Origin of the sequence: Paraburkholderia sp. J67 (assembly GCF_905220265.1) — a bacterium.
In the GTDB taxonomy this organism is placed as follows: Bacteria; Pseudomonadota; Gammaproteobacteria; order Burkholderiales; family Burkholderiaceae; genus Paraburkholderia.
This window is the reverse complement of the sequence record NZ_CAJMZK010000007.1, coordinates 42,501-63,476: the sequence shown is the minus strand read 5'-3', so window position 1 is coordinate 63,476 and position 20,976 is coordinate 42,501. Positions and strand designations below refer to the sequence as shown.

The following is a 20,976-nucleotide window of genomic DNA, read 5'->3' as shown; positions in this document are numbered from 1 at the left end:
ATGTTATGGCTGCTCGCGCTGCTGCCGCTGTTCGGCCAGACTTTTCACTACATCAGTGCGCTCGTGCCGCTGTGGGCCTTGTCCAAGGCGTTTCCGGTGCTGTCCCTGCCGGCCGCGCTGCGGCTCGCATCGCAGCCGCGCTTTCCAGGCACGCGACAGATTCTCATCAGCTTCGGATGGCTCACGCTGTTGCCGAGCGTCGCGGCGATGTTTTATTTCCACGAGAGCTTTTTCACCAGCCTGACCGCGCAGGTGAAATTGCTGCCCTTGCTGTATTTTTTCTCTTTCCTGGCCGTCCTGCTTGCGCTCGAGCCGACCCTGCACGAGCTCAAGCGCAGCTTTATCGTCGCGGGCGCGATCGTGATCGTGGCGCTGATCGTGATGTGGGCCGTGGTCCCCGCGAGCTGGTACAGCGGTCACTATGTGATCGGCCAGTCGCAGTTTTTCACCGACGATGGTCGTGGGCACCGCATCCGCATGTCGATGTATTTCCCGATCATCCTGCTGTTTTTCTGCTATCGGCGTGCATTCTTCGAGCGCCATGCGGGCTACCTGTGCGGCGCGCTTGTCGCGTTCGCCGTGACGCTGCTGATCGTCAAGACACGCGCGATGATCATCGGCATCATGGGCGTGCTGATCATCAATACGCTGTGGTGGTCGCGGCCGATCGTGCGCATCGCCCTGTTGCTGTGCGCGCCGTTCGCGCTAACGGCGATATTCTCGATGGGGTATCTGGCCAGCACGTTCGACACGAGTGCCGAGAGCGGCTTCGATACGCGGCGCACGTCGATTCTGCTCGCCTCGCGCTTTCTCGGCAGCGATCCGATGCGCTGGATATTCGGTGTGGGCACCATCAGCCCGACGAGCCACGACAGCCTGTTCGACTTCTTTCATCACTTTTTCTTTCTTGCCGATATCACCTGGCTGGGCATCGTGTTCGAATACGGCCTGATCGGCGCGACGATCCTCCTGTTTTACCAGCTGCGCGGACTGTTCCTCTACCGGCGCCTGCGCGCGAAGGTGGACGACGATTTTCTCGGCGCGCTGTACGACTACCTCATCTATATTCTGGTGATTTCGTTCTTCTACCCGCCGACGCTCACGCCGGGCGAGACCGCGGTGATTCTCGCGATCTTCGTCTATGTCTGGCGCGCGGGCGGTCTGGACGATCATGCCGATCCTGTTGATTCACGGAGCCATCATGCTGCGCACGCGACGCCCTAAAACTTTCATCGCGCCGTTCGGGGCGGCGTTGTCGCTGATGTGCGCGGCGTCGTGCACCGAAGCGACGTCCGGCACGTCGACGCCGGTGGCGATCGCTGTCGATGCGGCCGCGAATCGCCATCCAATCAGCCCGCTGATTTATGGCATCAACTTCGGCAACACCGCGACGCTGCGCGATTTGCGCGTACCGATCAACCGCTCGGGCGGCAACAGTGCATCGGCTTATAACTGGCGGCTCGACGCGCGCAACGCGGGCAAGGACTGGTATTTCGAAAGCGCCGCGGTCAATCCTGCCGATATCAATGAACAGTTCGGCGAGCGCTTCGTGACGCTGAGCCAGGCGGCGAACGCGCAGCCCATCGTGACCATTCCGATGCTGGGCCGGGTGGCGAAGCTCGGGCCGCAGCGGCAGAAGCTGGCGAGCTTTTCGATCGCCAAATACGGGGCACAGCCGAACCATGATGTCGACGGCATGCCCGACGCGGGGAACGGTATCGCCCAGGGCGGCGCGCCGATCGCGGGCAACGACCCGAACGATGCGAGCGTGCCCGACGATCCGCAGAACGAACAGGCGCGCGTGGCCGCGCTGGTTGCGCAGTTCGGCGGCGCGAACGCGGGTGGCGTGCGTTATTACGCTATGGATAACGAATCAAGTTTGTGGCACGACACGCACCGGGATCTGCATCCCGTGGGCGCGCATGCCCGCGAAATCGCCGACAAGGTGATCGTGTATTCGCGCGCCGTGAAAACGGCGGACCCGCACGCGCAGGTCGTCGCACCCGAAGAGTGGGGTTGGGCCGGTTATTTCCACAGCGGCTTCGACCAGCAGATCGTGCACGATACAACGCAAACGCCTGACCGCGAGACCCAGACTCAGGGCATGGACTACGTGCCCTGGCTGCTCGCGCAATGGAAGGCGGCGGGGCATCCCGTCGACGTGTTCAGTCTGCACTTCTACCCGCAGGGCGGCGAGTATGCGGACAGCGGCGCGGCCGACACGCCCGAGATAGCGCTCAAGCGCAACCGTTCCACGCGTGACCTTTGGGACCCGCACTACACGGACCCCACGTGGATCAACAGCGTGGTGGCCTTGATTCCGCTGATGCGCCATTGGGTCGATACGTACTACTACCCGGGCACGCCCATCGCGCTGACCGAATATAACTGGGGCGGTGAAAAGCTGATGAGCGGCGCGACGGCGCAGGCGGATCTGCTCGGTATTTTCGGGCGCGAAGGGCTCGATATCGCCACGCGCTGGGGCACGATCGATGCGTCGATGCCGGTGTACAAGGCGATCAAGCTCTATCGCAACTACGACGGCGCGGGCGGCGCGTTCGGCGCGACCAGCGTCAAGGCCAGCGTGCCCGACGCGGATGCGGTGGCGGCATTCGCGGCGCTGCGCGACAGCGATCATGCGCTCACGCTCGTTGTCGTCAACAAGCAACTGGACCGTCCTGCCGATGCAGCCGTGACGCTCGCGAATTTCGCGGCGACTGGCGTAGCCGAGACGTGGCAACTGGCGAATAACCAGCTCGCACGCGCGCAGGACGTGCACTACACGAACGGCACCTTGCGCGCGAGCCTGCCGGCGCAAAGCGTGACGCTGTTCGTGCTGCGCGGCGCGGCGTCGTGATCGGTTTCATGTTCTTCTCTTTCGATCTCTGTAACCGGACAGCCCGCACGTGAGCGAAACCCAGACCGCGCCCGCTTCGAGCGGCGCTTCGATCATCCGTGGTTCGTTGATCAGCCTCAGCGTGCGCCTGCTCGATCTGCCGAGCCGCTACGGTTTCCATCTGCTGGTCGCGGTGGCGCTGGGCGTGGTCCAGGCCGGCAACTTCTATATCGTTTTCAGCACGATGGTGGCGCTGGCAGGCTTCGGGCGTCTGGGCATCGATCAGGCGCTCACGCGGCAGATCGCCGTGGACGTGGCCTCGGGGCGTAGCGACGCCGTGCGCCCCACGATTCGCCGCGCGTTGATGCGGGTCGTCGTGGCGTCCGCGACGGTTTCGATCTTGCTCGCGGCCTGCGCGGTGCCGCTCGCGCAGCATGTGCTGAAGAAGCCCGACCTCGCGTGGCCGCTCGTGCTGGGCGCGCTTGTATTCGTGCCGCAAAACGTCGGTGCGGCGCTGGCGGGCGCGCTCGCCGGGCTACAGCGTGTGGGCTACAGCCAGATGATCTATTCGTGGCTTTGGCCGTCGATCTTTTGCGTTGTGGCGATTCCGCTCGAACTCGCGGGCGGCATGACCGTTGTGCACGCACTGATATTGATTGCCGCCAGTTTCACGCTGGCCGCGCTGGTGGGCGCGATCCTGCTCAAGCGGGCGCTGGGCGCAGTACCGGCCGGCGCGGCATCGGCAGGCGAGACGTCGCGTCTGTTCAAGGCTGGCTTGTCCCTATTCGGCCTGGAATTCACCAAGCTGCTGATTACGTCGGCGCCCGCCATCGTGCTCGGCATCGTCGCGACGTCGCGCGAGACCGGTTTGTTCGCGCTGGCCTGGCGGCTTGCGCTGGTCGTCAATCTGTTGATCAGCGGCGTAACGGGCATGGCCGCGCCGCGTTTCGCGAGTCTCTACGCGCGCCACGATCTGGAGGGATTGCAGCGCAGCGCGGCGCAGGCGGTCGGCATCGTGCTGTGTCTCGCGTTGCCGCTCACGGCCTGCATGCTGCTGTTTCCGGGCCACCTGCTGGCGCTGTTCGGCGCGGGCTATGGCGCGGGCGCAGCGGCGCTGCGCGTGCTCGCGCTCGGTCAACTGGCCGCCGCCTGCTTCACCGCGATGCCGGAATTGCTCGGCATGACGGCGCACACGTCCGTGCTGTACCGGATCAACTTCTATTCGGTGGCCGTGCTGCTGATCGGTCTCGCCGTGCTCGCGCCGCTGGGCGGCAGCGTTGGTGCGGCCGCCGCCGCGTCGCTCGCCGTGGCGGTCAATGGCGCGATCGCCGCGTGGTCCGCGCATCGCCTGCTGGGTGTTGCGCCGCTGCCTGCGTTGTGGCGCAAGCTCAACTCACGGTTTGCTCGTAGCTGATCAGGATGCCGACAAAGCGCCGTACGCGCGCCGTATGCGATAAGTCGGCCTTGCTGTAACCCGATCCGGTCAGAGGCCCGACGCCAGCAACGATAAGGGCGTGGCGCGCAATGAGTGAAGAGGCGATTCACGGATTGTCACGCGCGCAAACGTTAGCGCGGTCCATTTGCGTGGATTTTCGCGCGCATTCGGGTGATATTGCCGATTGTTTTACGTGGCGCCGTATTTTAAATCGCGCCAATTGTTCGCTTGTTATTAACTCGATAGAGACACTCCGTGGCGAGTGCATCGGGTCGCGGCGAATGAGGTCGATTAGCCCATTGATTACGACATATTTCCGCCGTTCCTGTGTTGGCAGGGGCAACGTTTCCTTGTGACGAAATGATTTCATTCGAAGCGTTGCCTATATCGAAACGAACACGCGCGGGATAATTTCTTTTTAATTTGTCGCTGAAAAAACACGACGATATCACCCGGCTTTTGAGGTGCGCTGGTAACATTCTGTCTGTAGTTAGCCGCACATAAAACCATACGTCTTGGCACACGCCAGGAGACCAAAAAACATCACGTCGGACGCATCGCGCCGTTGGACCGCGCTCGTTTTGCGAGCGCACGCGTGGCGCGTACCGGGCGGGAAGTCGGGGTTTCAAAAAATAATGAGCACTGTGCTCTATCAGACGGCCGCGCCAGAAGCGGCCGCGCGGGCTAACGGGTTGCCCAGGATTGCGCTGTTCGGACTGGACATCGCCGCCGTGTCGTTCGACACGGCGCTCGATGCGCTCAGCGAAGCCGCGCGGCAACGCGATGGCCGTGCGCGCGTGGCGGTCACGCCGAACGTCGATCATCTCGTGCGCCTCGACCGGCAGCCCGACCTCAAAGCCCTTTATCGCACGGCGGATTTTCTGTTCGCAGACGGCATGCCCGTCGTGTGGATGAGCCGTATGTTCGGCATGCCCTTGCCGGGCCGCGTGACCGGCGCCGACCTGCTGCCCGGCTTGTGCGAGCGAGCACGCGTGGGCGGCTGGAAGGTGGTGATCGTGGGTGGTCAGCCGGGCCGGGAGCACCTGCTGATCGACGGACTAGCCAACTATTTTCCAGGGCTCGACGCCGAAGTGATCGCACCGTCGATGTCTTTCGATCCGACTGGTCCGGAAGGCGACGCGATTGCCGAACGCGTGCGCGCGGCAGCGCCCGATATCGTGTTCGTGTGCATCGGCATGCCCAAGCAGGAGCGCTGGGCGTTCCGTCATGCCGCGTCACTGCCGGGCGGTTTGATGCTGTGCGCAGGCGCGGCGATCGAATTTGCCGTGGGCCTGCAAAAGCGCGCGCCGCGCTGGATGCAGCGCTCGGGCGTGGAGTGGTGCTACCGCATATTGCAAGATCCGGCGCGCCTGTGGCGTCGCTATCTGGTCGACGATCGCCACTTCATTCGCATCTGCTGGCGCCAGTGGCGCCTCGGCCGTGCGTCGCGCGGTACGGTTTGATCGGCTAAAGAAAAAACGCCGGCGCCCGAAGAGGGCGCCGGCGTTTTTTATTTCCCGACCTAGATCGCGTTGCGCCCGGAAATGATTTCGGGAATCGTGCGCACCAGAATGCGCAGATCGAGCCACAGCGACCAGTTCGTGATGTAGTAGCGATCGTATTCGACACGGCGCTGCATCTTGTCCGGCGTGTCGGTCACGCCGCGCAAGCCATTGATTTGCGCCCAGCCGGTGATGCCGGGCTTCACGCTATGGCGCAGCATATAGCCGGGAATCAGGCGCCGATAGAGTTCGTTGTGCTCGGCGGCGTGAGGGCGCGGGCCGACGAGGCTCATCGAACCGCTCAGCACGTCCAGGAATTGCGGCAGTTCGTCCAGCGAGGTCCGGCGCAGCGTCTTGCCGATCGACGTGATGCGGTCGTCGCCAGCGACCGCCTGGCGCACGGTGCCTTTGCTGGCCGCTTCTTCATCGCGCGTGGCCACACGCATCGAGCGGAATTTGTGCACAACGATCGGCTCGCCGCGCTCGCCGTAGCGCAGCTGGCGGAACAGGATCGGCCCTGGCGAATCGAGGCGGACCATGATCGCGATGATGAGCATGATTGGTGAAAGCAGCAGCAACATGATGGTCGCGCCGATGATGTCCACGCTACGTTTGAGCACGCGCGAAAGGCCGAGGATCGGCATGTCGTGCAAGGCGAGCAATGGCACGCCGGCAAGGTCTGTGCTGCGCGTCGAAAGATCCTCGACGATGCGCGATTCGGGCACGAAGTAGATGGCCGCCGTCGAATCGTAGAGATGCTGGAGGATATCGTTGTTGATGTTTTCGCCATCGGGTTGACCGATGGCGATAAACACTGTTTCGAAATCATTGGCCTGAATGCGGGCGGTGGCGTCCACAAAGCGGCCGAGATACGGCGGCAGCGTTTCACCGGCACGCGGCACGACAGGCGCATCGTTGTAGTAGCCGATCACGCGGATGCCGAGGATCGGCGAGCGGCGCAGTCGCAGATTCAGTTTGCGCGCCTCGTTTCCCATGCCGAAAAACACGGCGTCGCGCTGATTGCCGGGCGCATTGTTGATGCTGTGCGCGACGCCGCGCAGTACGGCGAGTCCGGCGAGTTGCAGGGGCAGTGCAAGCGCCGCCCATTCAGCGAGCAGCACGAGGGTGCTCGTGGCACTCAACTGCGCGAGCGGGCTCAGCAGCGCGAGGCCGACGAACAGACGCGCCCAACGCAGCGCGCCGCGCCCGAGCATCCACCAGAGATCGCGTGCGCTCGCCAGCAAGTGAAAACGCGCGAACAGAATGCAAGCCGCGATCGCCAGCAGGCCCGCAAGGACGCGCGGATAGAGCAGTTCGCCGCCCGAGCTGACAGGCGGCAGCAGGGCGACCAGGGCGCCCGCGTTGAGGGCCGCGCTGATACCGCCGGCCAGCGCCATGAAAAGGCGATGATGGTGGCTAGACTGGGTGGACATGGCGGGTTCGGCTGGTTCGTGGAGCTAACGACTCGACAGCGTTCATCAGGCCCGGCGGCGCGAACGCGTCCGGGGCTCGGGTGGTGCATGGGGAGAACGTCTCTCGCGAAACAGGCGCAAGCGTGCCGGGCAGGGCGTATCGTCTGCAAGACGATGCCCGCGCCGAAAGACTGGCGGTCGATAGCATGCTGCGAACGGGCGCACGCTTATTTAGCTGTGCGTCTTCGGTTCATGCATGCAGGCGGATGGCCTTTCCCCGATGGCCGATGGCGCGTGCTATTCGATCTGGCAACCCGAATGGTCTAGGTTCGAGCCGATATTCCAGAGCAGCAAGCTGCCATCCGATATTCGCGCCCATCTTACCAGCGACGTATGTTTTTTGCGTATCTGAAACTGGGGCTTCGATAAAAAGACACGCCGGTGTGGTCAATTGGTCACTAGACGTAATTTTTACGTGAATGGTGTCGGTCGCTTCTTTGAAAATAAATACCCGGGCGGGCGGGGACTTTTAAGCCGCTCAAGCACGCGCAAACGTTTTCGTGCCCGAATGCGTTTTATTCTGATGAATGCGTTGGGTGTTTGATTCAAGCCGCCAGTTTTTGCGTATTAGCGCCCGACGCTCGCGGGTAGCGAGCGTATCGCCGTCATGAGGTCGTCCGTGTGCACCATGAGGTCGCGCACCTGGTTCAGCATCGGGTATTGATTCAGCACGGAATGCCAGTGCGGCGACTCCTGTAGTGCTTGCCAGACAGGTTCGAGTTCGTGCGTGCTCGCAGGGTGGCCCTCTGCCAGCTTGCTCGCGAAACCGACGCTCGCCGGCGCCGACAGCAGTTGCATCCGGCTTGCCGCGCCTAGCAGGCGCTGCGGCGTGTCGGCAGGCCCATCGCAGCAATACAGCACTTCTTTCGCCACCCCGGCTTCGTCCGCCGTCAAGGCATGCAACGACGCACCGTTGAGCTTCACGGCGCCTTGTTGCGTTTCGAACCCATAGACCGTGTGGGTGTGGGCGTGGGCGAGCAGGCGCAGGCCGCGCAGCAGCCGGGGGAGGTCGGTCGTCGCGGCATCGACGGACGCTTTGGCTTCCACCAGCAGGCGGATGTCCCAGGCGCAGCGTTCATCGTCGTCGTCCGTCCTTGCGCGTTCGAGCAGAACCGCATCCCATTCGGTCTTGGCGCGGTCGTGGCTGCCGGGTATCGCTGCCGGCACGCGCATCGACGTGACGACGCGATACTGTAGACCGGCCGTGTCGGCGTCGTTGAGGCGTGCGGCGAGTGCATCGAGCGCCTGCATCGCCAGCGTCTCGACCGCCGCGCCGCGTTGCTGCGAGCGCGTGCCCTGGGCGATGGCCTGTGCGCTCCCGGGGCGCGGGCCGTTGCGGTTCAGCAAGGACTGGTACCTGCGCACGCGCTCGTCTTGCGCCAGCGCTTCCAGGCGCAACAGGCGCCCGAGCGCCGCATTGCCGGCCAGTTGTTCGATGTCGCGCGCGAGGGTTGGGGATGCGGCGATGGCAGGCGTCGCGAGCAGGTTGGCCAATGCCGCTTCGACATCCCGCCACGCATGCGCCGACGCAGCCGCCTGCAATTGCGCGAGCGCCGCGCGCGGTGCGTCATGCGCGAGCCGTTGCAGTTTGGCCGGATGCGCGAAGGCATTGACGGCGGCATGGATGGCGCGCCGATCCTGGTTCGCGTCAGCAGCGAGCGAAGCGTACTCGCGAACTTGCACGACGCGATGGCGTAGCACCGTGGCCTGGAGCGCGGCGTCGCCCGCCTCGTCGCGCATCGCGTGGCGAATCATCTGGGCGAGTGCGTCGATGAAAATGCGCTTGAGCGCCGTGTCTGGAACCTGTCCCTGGGCGATGTCCCGGCGGGCGGCTTCGATCACGACGGCGAGCTTCGTGGCCGGGCCGTCTGCGTCCGTCAAGGATGCGGCAGCGGCGAGCGGCGGCAGACGATAGCGCCGGTCGACGCGGCGCAGCGTTTGATCGAGCAAAGGCGGCAGCAGGGGCGGCATGAAGGAGCGGGTGAAGTCCTGACTATGTCGCGCAGCCCGGAATGGCGTCGCGGTATAGGGATTGTAAGTTTTTAACGCAGGCCTTGCTTGCGGGTTCAAGGAGACCGCTGCTCTGGACTGGACTGGGCTGGCGTGAGGCGGGCGGCGTATGAAAGCGGGTCGCAAGATGAGGGCGGGGGCATGCCAGGCTATGCGGTACTTTGGCGATCGGCAAGACGCGGTCGTGAGTCGGTCATTCTGCTGCTCGCGAATATATTCGGGAATCCTACTAAAGCGATGCGTGTTTGTTGAGCGAAGATCTGCGTGCGTGCAACGTGCTCATGCATGTGTTCGCATCGTCTTCGGAAAGTCTGCTTATAAATTTTATAAACGTCCTTTCAATGACGAATAAGAAACTCATGACGCACATCGGTGATAAGGTTCTGATGATATGGATTGGGAATGAAGACGTTGATTTATGCGATCGCCTAATTGGGAATGGGACACTCTGATGCTTCAATACCGCCTCCGTTTCTGTTTGCTATGGCTTCGATCTCCGGCGCGGTAAGAGAATGATTTTCATTTAGTCGCTAGTAATGCTTTTCCATTGGTGATCTATCCTTTGAAAGCAGAAAAAATATATGAAAAAACTCACCTTGCATCATGCTTCAATCGCGGCATTCCTGATGAGCGCTATTCCTGCATTCGCGCAATCCAGTGCGCCAGGGCGTGTGCCCGTGACCGTCAAGAATTTTGTTCGCGCCGAAAGCGACCTGTCGTTCGCGAATCTCGCCAAAATCAGTGGGGTAGGCAAGTTTTCCCACAATCGCGATGTCGCGCCGATCGACAATCAACCCATCGTTCGACCGAATCGCGACACGCTCTATTCGGTCGGTGTCTTCGACCTGGATGCAGGGCCGCTCACCATCACGTTGCCGGATGCGGGCCATCGCTACAGGGCCCTTCAGGTCATCACCGAAGATGAGTACACGCCCGAGGTCATCTACCGCGCAGGAGTCTATACGTTCACCCGCGCGCAGATTGGAAGCCGTTATGTGACGTTGGCCGTGCGAACGCTGGTCAATCCCGACGACCCTGCCGACCTTGCTGTGGCGCACCGTCTTCAGGATGCTATAGGCGTGAAGCAGGCCAGCATCGGGCAATTCGACATCCCGGACTGGGATCCTGAAAGCCAGAAGAAGGTGCGTGAAGCGTTGCTGGTGCTCGGCGCCACGCTACCGGATTCGAAGGGTATGTTCGGTGCAAAGGCAGAGGTGGATCCCGTGCGCCATCTGATAGGAGCCGCTACCGCGTGGGGCGGCAATCCGGATCATGCTGCGATCTACCTGAACGTTGTGCCGCAGAAGAACGACGGGAAGACCCTTTACCGCTTGCGGGCGAAAGACGTTCCGGTGGATGGATTCTGGTCAATCAGTGTTTATAACGCCAAGGGATTTTTCCAGAAAAACGATCTCAACGCTTATACGATTAATAACATTACGGCAAAGCATGAGCCCGACGGATCGGTCAACGTCCAGTTTGGCGGTTGTGACGGCAAGATTCCGAACTGCCTGCCAACGACCGAAGGCTGGAATTATATGGTTCGGCTTTATCGGCCTCGTGCCGCGGTGCTCGACGGACAGTGGCACTTTCCGGAGGCGGTGCAGGCGAACTGACGCGACCGGCCTGCGCGTGGCGTGACAATATTTACTTCACGCAGCATTTAATTCACTTTCCTCAATGGGTGCGCTGTTTGTGATCTTGCCGATGGCATAGGTGCGGGAGTCGATCATTAAAAAATCCCTGATCATCGGCAATTCATTCGGCCGCCATGCCGAATGAATGTTGCATGCAACTCAGCTCATAAAATTTAACGTTTCATTCGCTAAATTGTCCCATATACTTGCCCTGCATCAAGGCAAGTGCGGATGATACCCCGATGTCTGGCTGCGATAAGGACGTTATTAAAATGACGCGTTTGAAGAGGGTTCAAAAGAAGCTCAAGCTTTTCACCTTTAGCAGCCTGGCCGCCGCAGCCGTATGCGGGCCGATGGGGGCCGAGGCCACTGAAGGCGCACTCGGGCGGCCCGTTGCGGGTATGAGCGTGCTGTCGGGAATCGGCATCGTGCCGCCCGAACCGATGACGATCGTGAGCCTCCAGCAGATTTATATCGATGGCACCATCAGCGCGAGCCGTGGCGTGCCGGTCGCGGGCAAGACATCGCTGGGTCTGGAGGGCCAACTCGCTCTCACGCTTGCCACGATCGAACACGTGTGGGGCGGTATTGGCGGATGGGACTTTGCATCGGCCATCACCGTGCCGTATGTGTGGGAAGAGGTCACCGGCACGTTTTCGGTGGGGCCGGCGTCCAGGTCGACATCCGATCGGGTCTCGAATCTGTTCGACCTGTACTTCACGCCGATCGTCGCCGGTTATCACTTCAGTCAGACCGACCATATTGCGCTCAGCTTCAACTTCTGGGCGCCCACGGGGCAATACAACTCCCATGATCTCGCGAACGCCAGTCTGAATAACTGGACGTTCGTGCCGCAGGTCGCCTACACGAAAATCGTGCCCAAGTACGGCCTGGAGTTCGACGCCGTGCTGGGTTTGCAGTTTTATACCCGTAATAACGCGACCGATTATCAGAACGCGCCCTTGCTGACACTCGACGTGATGGGCTTAAAGAAGTTTGCGAACGGTGTGGGTGTGGGGCTGGTGATGGGTACTGTGCAGCAACTCGGCAAAGATACCGGGCCGACTGCGGACAAGCTCGACGGATTTGTCGGGCGAGATTTCTCCCTCGGTCCCATCGTGACCTACGACACGAAAATCAACGGCAAGCATCCGTTTTCGGCGAGCCTTCGCTGGGTGCCGACCATCGCCAGCACCAATCGCCTCAAGAGCACCACGAGCATACAGGCGACGGCTACGCTCGCATTCTAGAGTTTTCGACCGCATGAATTCGCACGTGCGGATACGTCTGGAATTGCCGCATCAAAACCTGGAACGATTCCAGCGCAGGCGATCAACGGGTGTGCTCGAATCAAACTCCTCATACCGAACATGGAGATTGCCATGAGAGTGAATCGCATAGTCGGCGGCCTTGTGGTGACGGTAGTTGCCGTGGCGCCCTGGGCAGCGTCGCCGGTATTTGCCCAGCAGCCGGTGGTGTATCCGGAGAAGGGACAAACACCGCAGCATCAGCAGGCCGATGAGGGCGCATGCTATTCGTGGGCCAAACAGCACACCGGAATCGATCCTGCAGTGGCCGCCTCACCGCCGCCTCAGGTCCAGGCGCAGAACGGACAGCGGGTCCGAGGAGCGGCCGCAGGGGCCGCTATGGGAGCGGCGGCCGGCGCGATTGGCGGCGACGCCGGTCACGGCGCTGCCGTGGGCGCGGCGGCTGGCACGATGGCTGGCGGCGTGGCGCACCGGCAGCAGCGGCGTGCCGCGGCCAACGAGAACGCGCAGATACAGGCGTCGCAGCAGCAGGCACTGGCGACCTATAACCAGGCGTGGGCCGCTTGCATGCAGGGGCGTGGGTACTCGGTGCGCTGAGGGGGCGACGTTTCGCGCTCGCGGCAGCGACTGGATCGTCTTGGCCGGGTTTCCCGCGAGGCCCACACGCTTGACGCGAACGTCGGACACGCAGCCGTACGGGCGGCTTGCCTTGCCAAAACCGTCGCAAAGCAATGCGCCCGCCCGGCGGGCGCATTGCGCAATCCTGTAGTGCGCCATTGAGCCACCAATAAACGCGATTCGCCCGCGGCCCAGGCCAAACCAACAGTGGCTGTCGCGACCGACTACTCGTTCTCAAAGCGTACCGAAGCCTGCTTCCTGATCTGAGACTAGCGGGCGTCCGTCTGCCGCTGCTTGCTGTCGATCAGCACGTCGCAGTTCTCGAAGTTCTAGTGCGGAGCCGACGCAACAGTGTGATCGTGACTGACGAGCTGCGAAGCGATGCGGCGGCGAACAACAAACTCGGGCTGAACGTTGAGGATCGGCAGCAAAAGGGATTGAGCATTCGGGCAGAAAATTCGCACCAGCCGACCCGGGAGCGTGAGAAGGTAAGCCGGGCTCGCACTTCACTCAGCATTGGCGATCCACGCCGGTCGTTTAAGTTGAAGCGCAGCGAGACAGACTCCGATTCCCGCCATGCAGCACGTTAGAATAAAAATAATCATCGCCGCCCCCAATCTGCCGGCAAACAAGCCAACGAACAGGCCAGCAAGCGGTTGAGTTATGTTGTTGAGCAACGCGATCAGGCCTACCGTTTTTCCGAAATCCTTCGGGGGTATCAGACGCTGCCGGGTACTCCGGATGAAGACGCTAAACATCTTGTCGAAGCCGGTAACCAGTACGAACCCAGCGACATAGATTAATGGATGCGTTATCCACGCCATCAGCAGACCGCCGAGTACGATCAGGAAATAAGAAACAAATCCCGATACCCACGCACGCAGCCGCACGTGGGCGACAAACGTGAGTACCACAACGGTCGCAACCGCGCCGCCCATCTGAAGCCACGCATAGGCCGACGTAGATTGTGCATAGACGCCGGAGAACATCGCAGCCGAGGTCGCAAGCGTGACGCCAACGACGAGATTTACGCCTGACGCCAGAACGATCAATTCAAGAAGGCCTGGAATCCTGACGATGTGCTGGGTCGCCACGAGATAGGGTTTGAATACGCCGTCGGCACGATTAGCGAGAACTTCTTTATCTCCACACCGCTTCCTCCACTGCGAAAACATGATGTCGGAAAGCACGAATATTGCCGCCGCGGCGGCGACTATGATTTGCCAGCTCCAGACAATCAGCAGGGCACCCGCAGCAAGGGGGCCAATCACCGTGCCAAGCTGGTCAGCGATCTGGGTATAGGAAAGTATCTTTCGATACTCATCCTGGTGAAAATATTGAGGGAGCATAGCCTCACGTGCCATAAATCCCTGTGTCGTCAATATGCCTGCTCCGGCAGACATGCCGATTACCCATCCGATCCCGCCGAACAACAAGAATCCACCGGCCCCTGCAATACACAGCAAGGCGCGAAGAATCTGGCTCACATGTATCAGTCGGACCGGCGGGATCCGGTCACAAAGGACCCCGCACACTGGAAATGCCGCATATCGCGGCAGGGACTCCACAAAGAATGACACGCCCGACCAGGCGACACTTCCAGACATCCTGAATACGATCAATGGGACGATAAAAAGCAGAATCTGGTCCGCGAGACGTGTGAGTAGCAGTGAAATGAAGAGCAGGGAATTTTTTGCGTTCATCTCTTGACTCAGAAGACACCGATCGATATATCAGCCAGCATGCTGCGTATGGCTTCCTTCGCGAAGCCAGGCGTCACAGTTTCATCGAATTCACCGTAGCGGCGCCAGGCACGCTCCACGTCTTCATCCGCCAGTGCATACTGCTCCAGAATGGGATATCTGATGCCAGCACGCAAGCATAAGGACGCTGCGAGCTGGCACTCCTCGGGCCCGGGAACGCATTCCCATGCAATCTTGTCATCTGACAACAACTCAAGCCACGTGGATCTGAGCGTGCTGTCTGGAAAAAGCGATGCCGATGCACCGACTACCGACATTGCATGATCTTCACCAAAGAGTGCTGACATCATCAGATAGCAGAACAGGCATTTCGTACACCGACGACACCACGGCTTTTTGTAATTGCACGAGTGAGTGCGTAGAAGAAGGTCGGGGCGATGTGCGATGATCCGATAGATGGCGAGATCATACAGTCCAGACAGCGGGCTATCAAAACCAAGAAAATAATCAAGTGAGGTTAATCTACGAAACAGATCTGTGCTTACTCGTCGATATTCATCGCTCTTGCACCACTGATGATTGATCGGCTCACCGTTCCAGTGCACCTGTGGTGAATCTGCTGATTTTTCGATGTTAAAAAGAATCCGATTATATCGGTGAGCAATGATAAGCGGGAAGTATCCAACATAGTTGGCGGTATGTCCCACCATGAAGTCCCCCTTGTAGTGCTGACATATCACCCCGTTGTTTATAAACTGACTATCCGGACAATCGAAGAAATTGTCGCTGACTGTAACACGACACCTTTTGCGTTGCGCGCCGTCGTCCGGTGTAGAGAGTTGCCCGAGCAGATCCGCCTGCAACTCGGCATTTCCACCTAGCGGCATATAGCCCTCGTACAGATCGAAATCCATGTGAAGGCCGGATAGTATCATCATACTCGCCAGCGTATCCTTGCCACCACCGTTTGTTAGCAGGCAGCGTGGTTCCGGAGCGTTATGCGAGTATTCTTGAGGACTTTCGAAGTCGGATTCATTTGAATAAAACCTTGCGCCAAGCAAATTCGGACCGAGAGGATCAGGATAAACAACATGGTTCCGGTATCGCCACTCAGCGAACTGGCGCATGAAGCAATGTCGCCAGATATCCCTGACGCTATCGCTCACCGATAAAATTTCACAGTCAGCGATAGTCAGACATTCACCGCCCAGTGCCATAAATCGCATGGCATCCCATGCAACAATTGCCCCGATCAACTCGCGAAACCGGCTCTTCCCCAATGGTGATATGACTTCGCTCCAACTGTCGATTGAATGCCAGGTAATATCGGAAAAAAAATTCTGCAGCCCAACGGACAGACTGATTTTCATCCTGGCAGGCCGATCCATTAGCTGTATCCGGGTGACGACCACATCGAGTCGCCTGCTGGCGACTACTCCCATACCTTCGCTTACTTTTTTCATGGATGTCTCTGAATCGGGCATTTCGTCTAAGGAGCCAGTTGCTCAAGCGCACGTTCAATATCGGTTGTGAGATCCGCACAGGATTCTGTACCGATGTAGATTCTCAGGCACAGCCCATCTGTGTCGCAACGCGATACACTTCGGTGCTCGTTAGCCATGAATATGGATACCAGACTGATCGTGCCTCCCCACCCGTATCCAATCCTGAAAACTTCCAGGGCGTCCAGAAATCCTTGAATCTTTGGCTTTGTGACGTCAGACAGCGAGACAGAAATCAGACTGTTACTTCCAGAGAAGTCACGCTTCCATAGCGAGTGGCCTGGATGCATTTGACGCGAAGGATGAAACACTGTTCTCACCAGCGAATGAGATCCGAGCTTTTCCAGCAGGATCGATGTGGTCTGCTGCTGGCGCTCTAGACGGAGGTCCATCGTCGTCAGAGAAGTCAGCGTCGCCGAGCATGCGTCTGCAGATACCGCCAAGCCATGCAGCGCGATCTCGTTGGCGATCTTCCGATAGAGCGCTGTGTCGTTGGTGAAAACCGCGCCGAGCGAAACTCCAACTGGTCCGCCCGCATTCTTTGACAGTGATACAACAGACACATCGATTTCGGATCTAAGCGGACGGAAGAAAGTCAGTGCTGCCCAGGTGTTGTCCAGTACGCTCACGATGCCCGCCCGCCGGCAGGCGCGCGCTATTGAAGGAACATCTTGAACCTCGAAGGTAAACGCTCCGGGCGATTCCAGGAAAACAACGCGCGTACGTGGTCTGAAATAGGCAGAGATATCGCTGGTATCAGGTGGATAATATTCCACTTCCACGCCCAGCTCCGACAAACGCCGCTCAAGAAACCAGCGTGTCGAATATGTGGCTGTGTCGACTGCAAGCAGATGGTCGCCCGGCCTGAGCAAGGATAGCAGTGTGACTGTAATCGCGCTCTGACCTGAAGGAGTCAGCGACGCAAATGCGGCGCCTTCGAGGCTACACAGAGCGCGCACGAGGTTATTGCTGGTTGGCGTACGCAGACTTCCGTAATTGAATCCGTCGAGCACGCTATCATTGTTCGCGGTCAGAGCCCCTTCGTCGATACCAGCGTCATCTCCGAATCTCCGCGAGATTACGGTTGTTGCGTTGACTGCTGGCGTGACGGGCACCATGACCGAACCAACCGGAAAGATTCCAGCCTGGGCGAGCAGCGTTGCTCCAGATCGGCTTTTGTCGCTCATGATTGCTCCGCTAGTTCGGCAAGCGAATGAAATTTCCGCAATCTGTTCACTACGTCGGCGAGTTCATCTAGTGTTGGTTTCCGAACGTCGGGCAGGGGGTAGCGCAGCGATGCCTCTCCAAAGTTATGAAACAGTTCCAGGTAGGGGCCGTCGGGCGTTCCCCAATCAATGTACTCGTATTCGATCTTCGGATTGATCGCGCGCAGGGGATGGCACACCGCCCAGTTCGCGCTCACGGTAACAGGTCCTCCCAGCATTATTCTGGTATCGAGAATCCCATCGAGTAGTGAAATTCGACTTGAATGGCTTTCACCGAGTCCGAAAAGGATCGCACAGCCGCACTTGATACCATTTGCGGCGAGAAATGTCAGCGCACTTCGGAAACGTTGTTGCCACGGCGCCAGCGCACTCCCGATATCCTTGCTCATACCGCCGATTTCTGTCGGATCCGCGGTTTCGAGACCAATGAAGACATAGCGCATGCCAACCCGGGAAAGGCGCTCGATGAGTGGCTGCCGCCGGAGTATCTGATCGATGGTGAATTGCACGCCGAAGTCGATATCAACGGGATCGTTCTCCAGCAGCTCGCAGAATTGTTCAATCTGCTTCGGAGAGCCACCGAGAAGTATCGAATCCTCGACAAATGCGCTTGCGCCGCGGCCGGGCCACTCATCCTGAATCACCTTTACGGCGTCCGACATCTGACGATAGAGTCTTTCAGGGGCTCGGCTGATATCCCGCAGACCTCCGGTTGTTGAGCGTCGTTCGCTGCAAAATGTACAGTCATAAACGCATCCCTGTCCGGTATCGCTGAATACATGCGCCGTCATCCTGCCTTCGAAAACATCGAAGGCAGCGGAAACGCCATAGATGGACGCGATCGATGGCAGCTCGTTGTAGTTGAGTGGAATTCCCCGGCTTACTACCGTTTGCTCACCGTTGCGACAGGCGACCGCTATCCAGTCTCCTGGAATCGCCTGGGTGCGAAGCCCACTCAGTATCGCTGCCATAGCCTCGCCAGGCAGCACGTGGACCAACAATTCTCCTATGGTGGAAATCACGAGTTCGCCGTCGCCAGAAACCACGAGGTCGAATACACAGGGCACGAGACCGCGCTTCATCAGCGCGACTGGCGACGCGAGATGGTGTACCACCCGCGATTCGAAGCGCTGTGAGGGATCATCGAGCCAGATTGTTTCGGAAGCATGGCGCCCCCCAAGCACAATGAAGATTTCATCACCAAACTTCTCTCTCGCTATCCGGGCACACTCCAGCGCTCCGGGAAAGCTGAGCGTCATTGCCCCCAGCAACAGGAGGTTCGGTCTCTCACGTTCGAGCAGTTCTACGAATTTTCCTATGTCATCGAGGGAATACATCAACAAGAATTTTTCCCTCAGTTGGGGACGTGGTACCGCCCAGTTGCTCTTCCCCCATTCGCCAACTCCATCCCGAGCCAGCATGCTCGCGTGTCGGCACGCATTAAACAGGCTCGCCGGGTCCGAACTGTTGAGGGCCGCCGAATTCTTCCTGCCTGCTATCCAGTCGGGTGCGGATACTGCCACGGTTCTCAATGACATTTTGAAAAATAAAATGGATTGCTAAATAAATTTTGCTCGCGTCGAGGATTCTCGTTCAACATGTCTAATATTTGAGTGCTGACGTACCGGAATCCGTTATTGCCCTGTGCCAACCAACGTCGATATGAGACGCCATGACCTGAAGGTTGCGCCAATGACGTTGAACCGGGTGGTCATGGGAAATGATGGCCGCTCCGGTACAGCCCATAATTCGCGCCACGGCTTTCAGGCAAAGCCTGGCAAGAAATGACCGATCGAGCCGTAGTGCCGCCTGCTCAGATGCGTTCAGATCTCTATCTTCGCATCCAGCCGTATGCAGGCTCATGAGCACATTCTCGTAGAGGGATCTCGCCGCCGACAATTCGGCCAGGCTTTCTCCAACTGTTGCGGCAACGACATCGGTGCCTGCAAGGCCTGGATGGGTTCGCCTGGCGGAGAGCAACTCAAGGCAGGTTGCAACAGCGCCTTCTGCGCAACCCATGATGGGGCCAACAATCGCGCTGACGGCATACGGTAAGTAATCGACACGGTCGACATACGTCTCCGCCGTAACGGCATTGCGTTGCAGGCACATGCGTTGGGAAATTACGAATTCCTCTGGTACCTTCAGCCTGGAAAAAGCGATGTCCCTGGATCCTGTCGCGCCCATTCCGGCCGGCTGCCAGTTCCCGCTGATCGCAGCTTTCTGGGGGCGAACGGCAACCATCAATCTTTCTGGCTCTTCATGCCCTGGACGGAAGTGATTGCCCGTCACCAGGATCCAACTGGCGTACTCAACACCAGAACAAAGTTGCCAGGTACCATCCAGAACGAATTCTGGGCCGACGCGTACCAGCGTACCGTTGGTTGATTTCGTCGCGGTGGCGAAGAGCTGTCTCTCACGCGGACAGAACAGTTGCTGTCGGGCGGCAACCGGAAAGCGACCGGCCAGCACGCCATGGCCACCGACAAGCGCAATCATCCATGCTGTTGACGCACACGCCCGAGCGGCAATCCGTGCGGCCTCCGGAAGCACCGGCCACGGGAGGCCATAACCCCCGAAGCGCTTCGCGGTGACAAGACGTAGCAGACCGGCGTCGAACAGTTCATCCATCGACGCTGAGGGGATCTGGCAGGCACGTTCGGCCGCCGCCGATCTGGCACACCACCTGTTACTGAGTAGGTGCACTCTCTCCAGGACGTCATCGACAGCCGCCCCGAGCAGGAGCCGATGCGAGTGGCGAGCCATCCCGGTCAGCATGACTCGCCAGCGGAAAATGGCAACCCGCTCTCCATGCAAAACCTGTCTTCGACAACGAGCGGGCCAAGCAAGTCAAGAAACTCTCGCATGGTTTCCGCGCTGTTGGAGGCGACGAGTTCGTAAAAATTCGTCCCGTTCCAGAGCACGTACACATATCTAAATCGCACGCGGATGTGTCGAATCAGATCAGTCAGTGTGACCTCTCCCTGCTTCATCCTGGTGAGCATCTGTGTTTTCTTCCAGGCGATTTCCTCTTTCGAAAAGTAATCTGTTTTGTGAAAGCAATCCTTAACGTCCTCGCGGCGCTGATATTCCTGAATGTCGTCGTTCAGGCATTTCTCCAGAAAGAAGAAAAGTCCGTCCGGGCGTAACAGTGGCATGACATGATCGATCTGCCGGTCTCGCTCGACGCCATAAAACTGGAACGCGGCAGTTTCGTAGATATAGTCGAAACCATTGTGGAAGACTGTGGCACCCAGGTCGCTCAGCACATTGCGATCGACGGAAAGGAACGAGCCCGAGACGAATTGTGATGCCTTCGGATCGGCATACCGGTGGAAGGCGGTCTCGTTGGCAGGATTGGGCGAACACGTCACTGTCATGATATGGCCACCGGAGATAGCCGCCAGCGTGCGGCCATTCGTGCCATCGAAAGCATCGACTTCAAAGAACGTGCATGACCGACCAGTGGACAGAGCGCGCTTTTTCGAGAGCTGTGAGAGTGCGATGCCGACCCTGCACATTTCCTCCAGGATATTCGGGACGCTCGCAAGGAAATGAGAGAATAGCGGTCCGCAGGATTCGATCATGTGATCATGGTAATTGGCGAGACCCGAGACAACGAGCCTGTCCCGAATGCGCGACGTCACCTTCTGACGTGGGACCTGAGTTTGCCCCGTCGCCAGTGCATGGAATTCAGAAGCAAGCGCGGCCATGGACGACTCACGCAGGTATTCGCGGTTATCTGAATCTGGATGACTCATGAAGCA

15 protein-coding genes and 1 pseudogene are annotated in these 20,976 nt (G+C 59.4%); 8 read left to right on the top strand and 8 right to left on the bottom strand.

Annotation, left to right across the window (positions count from 1 at the left end; all coding sequences use genetic code 11):
• The 4 genes from U5782_RS15565 to U5782_RS15550 all read left to right on the top strand — a co-directional run bounded on the left by U5782_RS15565 (position 1) and on the right by U5782_RS15550 (position 5,734).
• Complete coding sequence (locus U5782_RS15565) at positions 1–1,224, top strand: hypothetical protein (RefSeq protein ID WP_322044739.1); 1,224 nt, start codon at positions 1–3, stop codon at positions 1,222–1,224.
• A complete protein-coding gene (locus U5782_RS15560) occupies positions 1,202–2,857 on the top strand; it encodes a glycoside hydrolase family 44 protein (RefSeq protein WP_322044738.1) in 1,656 nt (551 codons plus the stop codon). The genes U5782_RS15565 and U5782_RS15560 overlap by 23 nt, the downstream gene beginning before the upstream one ends.
• Positions 2,858–2,906: 49 nt before the next feature.
• Positions 2,907–4,250, top strand: a complete 1,344-nt coding sequence (locus tag U5782_RS15555; RefSeq protein ID WP_322044737.1) for a lipopolysaccharide biosynthesis protein — start codon at positions 2,907–2,909, stop codon at positions 4,248–4,250.
• A gap of 656 nt (positions 4,251–4,906) precedes the next feature.
• The gene (locus U5782_RS15550; protein ID WP_322044736.1) at positions 4,907–5,734 is read left to right on the top strand and encodes a WecB/TagA/CpsF family glycosyltransferase; all 828 of its coding nucleotides are present in this window, start codon (positions 4,907–4,909) and stop codon (positions 5,732–5,734) included.
• 59 nt (positions 5,735–5,793) lie between these two features.
• Here the strand turns inward: U5782_RS15550 and U5782_RS15545 are convergent, their stop codons facing one another.
• Both U5782_RS15545 and U5782_RS15540 read right to left on the bottom strand, forming a co-directional pair.
• A complete protein-coding gene (locus U5782_RS15545; RefSeq protein WP_322044735.1) occupies positions 5,794–7,206 on the bottom strand; it encodes an undecaprenyl-phosphate glucose phosphotransferase in 1,413 nt (470 codons plus the stop codon).
• Between the two features lie 606 nt (positions 7,207–7,812).
• On the bottom strand, positions 7,813–9,216 hold the full coding sequence (locus U5782_RS15540; RefSeq protein ID WP_322044734.1) for a 3-deoxy-D-arabino-heptulosonate 7-phosphate synthase: 1,404 nt from the start codon (positions 9,214–9,216) through the stop codon (positions 7,813–7,815).
• 620 nt (positions 9,217–9,836) lie between these two features.
• Here U5782_RS15540 and U5782_RS15535 point away from each other — a divergent pair.
• From U5782_RS15535 to U5782_RS41640, 4 genes and pseudogenes are all read left to right on the top strand, one after another.
• On the top strand, positions 9,837–10,871 hold the full coding sequence (locus tag U5782_RS15535) for a DUF1254 domain-containing protein (RefSeq protein WP_322044733.1): 1,035 nt from the start codon (positions 9,837–9,839) through the stop codon (positions 10,869–10,871).
• Positions 10,872–11,164: 293 nt separating this feature from the next.
• Entirely contained in the window at positions 11,165–12,142 is a 978-nt protein-coding gene (locus U5782_RS15530; RefSeq protein WP_415914331.1) for a transporter, read from the top strand.
• A 132-nt stretch (positions 12,143–12,274) separates the two neighbouring features.
• Positions 12,275–12,757 (top strand): YMGG-like glycine zipper-containing protein, encoded by a 483-nt coding sequence (locus U5782_RS15525; RefSeq protein WP_322044732.1) that lies wholly within the window; start codon positions 12,275–12,277, stop codon positions 12,755–12,757.
• A 317-nt stretch (positions 12,758–13,074) separates the two neighbouring features.
• A pseudogene (locus tag U5782_RS41640) lies at positions 13,075–13,269 on the top strand (IS6 family transposase); the annotation flags it as partial.
• A 15-nt stretch (positions 13,270–13,284) separates the two neighbouring features.
• Here U5782_RS41640 and U5782_RS15520 read toward each other — a convergent pair.
• The 6 genes from U5782_RS15520 to U5782_RS15495 all read right to left on the bottom strand — a co-directional run bounded on the left by U5782_RS15520 (position 13,285) and on the right by U5782_RS15495 (position 20,970).
• Positions 13,285–14,481 (bottom strand): MFS transporter, encoded by a 1,197-nt coding sequence (locus U5782_RS15520; protein WP_322044731.1) that lies wholly within the window; start codon positions 14,479–14,481, stop codon positions 13,285–13,287.
• Between the two features lie 8 nt (positions 14,482–14,489).
• Positions 14,490–15,944 (bottom strand): hypothetical protein, encoded by a 1,455-nt coding sequence (locus tag U5782_RS15515; RefSeq protein ID WP_322044730.1) that lies wholly within the window; start codon positions 15,942–15,944, stop codon positions 14,490–14,492.
• Between the two features lie 26 nt (positions 15,945–15,970).
• On the bottom strand, positions 15,971–17,170 hold the full coding sequence (locus U5782_RS15510) for a trans-sulfuration enzyme family protein (protein WP_322044729.1): 1,200 nt from the start codon (positions 17,168–17,170) through the stop codon (positions 15,971–15,973).
• A complete protein-coding gene (locus U5782_RS15505; protein WP_322044728.1) occupies positions 17,167–18,732 on the bottom strand; it encodes a B12-binding domain/radical SAM domain-containing protein in 1,566 nt (521 codons plus the stop codon). The genes U5782_RS15510 and U5782_RS15505 overlap by 4 nt, the downstream gene beginning before the upstream one ends.
• A gap of 79 nt (positions 18,733–18,811) precedes the next feature.
• A complete protein-coding gene (locus U5782_RS15500; protein ID WP_322044727.1) occupies positions 18,812–19,840 on the bottom strand; it encodes an acyl-CoA dehydrogenase family protein in 1,029 nt (342 codons plus the stop codon).
• A gap of 140 nt (positions 19,841–19,980) precedes the next feature.
• Positions 19,981–20,970 (bottom strand): class I SAM-dependent methyltransferase, encoded by a 990-nt coding sequence (locus U5782_RS15495; RefSeq protein WP_322044726.1) that lies wholly within the window; start codon positions 20,968–20,970, stop codon positions 19,981–19,983.
• Between the last annotated feature and the right edge of the window lie 6 nt (positions 20,971–20,976).

Bases quoted from the DNA above. Each gene is read 5' to 3' on its own strand.
- U5782_RS15565 (WP_322044739.1), top strand. From the start codon at position 1: ATGTTATGGCTGCTCGCGCTGCTGCCGCTGTTCGGCCAGACTTTTCAC.
- U5782_RS15560 (WP_322044738.1), top strand. From the start codon at position 1,202: ATGCTGCGCACGCGACGCCCTAAAACTTTCATCGCGCCGTTCGGGGCG.
- U5782_RS15550 (WP_322044736.1), top strand. From the start codon at position 4,907: ATGAGCACTGTGCTCTATCAGACGGCCGCGCCAGAAGCGGCCGCGCGG.
- U5782_RS15545 (WP_322044735.1), bottom strand. From the start codon at position 7,206: ATGTCCACCCAGTCTAGCCACCATCATCGCCTTTTCATGGCGCTGGCC.
- U5782_RS15540 (WP_322044734.1), bottom strand. From the start codon at position 9,216: ATGCCGCCCCTGCTGCCGCCTTTGCTCGATCAAACGCTGCGCCGCGTC.
- U5782_RS15535 (WP_322044733.1), top strand. From the start codon at position 9,837: ATGAAAAAACTCACCTTGCATCATGCTTCAATCGCGGCATTCCTGATG.
- U5782_RS15530 (WP_415914331.1), top strand. From the start codon at position 11,165: ATGACGCGTTTGAAGAGGGTTCAAAAGAAGCTCAAGCTTTTCACCTTT.
- U5782_RS15525 (WP_322044732.1), top strand. From the start codon at position 12,275: ATGAGAGTGAATCGCATAGTCGGCGGCCTTGTGGTGACGGTAGTTGCC.
- U5782_RS15520 (WP_322044731.1), bottom strand. From the start codon at position 14,481: ATGAACGCAAAAAATTCCCTGCTCTTCATTTCACTGCTACTCACACGT.
- U5782_RS15515 (WP_322044730.1), bottom strand. From the start codon at position 15,944: ATGAAAAAAGTAAGCGAAGGTATGGGAGTAGTCGCCAGCAGGCGACTC.
- U5782_RS15510 (WP_322044729.1), bottom strand. From the start codon at position 17,170: ATGAGCGACAAAAGCCGATCTGGAGCAACGCTGCTCGCCCAGGCTGGA.
- U5782_RS15500 (WP_322044727.1), bottom strand. From the start codon at position 19,840: ATGGATGAACTGTTCGACGCCGGTCTGCTACGTCTTGTCACCGCGAAG.
- U5782_RS15495 (WP_322044726.1), bottom strand. From the start codon at position 20,970: ATGAGTCATCCAGATTCAGATAACCGCGAATACCTGCGTGAGTCGTCC.